We start from the raw sequence: 631 nt of genomic DNA on the forward strand, positions 1-631 counted from the left end.
ATAGGTCAAGGCCTTGCTGGACAAGATATTGACGGTGACAGTTCCCAAGCTGCTTTGCGGGTCCGGCTCACCATTCGTGGTTCCGTCGTCCGTGACGGTATAATTGAATGATGCTTCTCCGACATAATCCTTATCAGGCGTGTAGGCGATTTGGCCGTCTGCCAGAGAGACCTGGCCGTGTGTGTCTGCAGTTCGAGAGACAGATGTCACCAATAGATGTTGTCCAGCCTCATTGGCGGGACCGGGCGTGTCATTGGCACTCAAATCTGATGCAGCAAACACGATCTGCTTGTTTTCGCTGCCGGTCTTAAAATCCCCGGCGGTTACCGGGGCATCGTTCACCTCGCTAACACTAAGCTTGAACGTTGCAGTATCAGACGTGAGGTCTCCATCGTTGGCTTGGAAAGTAAAGGAATCATTGCCGTTAAAGTCTGGGCTTGGGGTGAAAACAAATGAACCATCTGCCTGAAAGTCTATCGTTCCGTGCTGAGGGCCGCTGACAAGATTAAACGCAATCGAGCCTGTGAGCGGGTCGGGAACAATCGCGCTGACCTGCCCTGAAATGCTGTGGTCTTCGCTCCCCGACAGGGTACCATCCTGCGCGACCGGTGGTTGATTGACATTAAAAACG

General features: G+C 52.9%; 1 protein-coding gene. It reads right to left on the reverse strand.

The genetic code is table 11. The features are described 5' to 3' along the window. A partial coding sequence (locus tag XI06_RS07235; protein ID WP_271604946.1) for a cadherin-like domain-containing protein occupies positions 1–631 on the reverse strand: 631 nt, incomplete at both ends.

The organism is Bradyrhizobium sp. CCBAU 11434, from assembly GCF_028128895.1.
GTDB lineage: Bacteria > Pseudomonadota > Alphaproteobacteria > Rhizobiales > Xanthobacteraceae > Bradyrhizobium > Bradyrhizobium zhengyangense.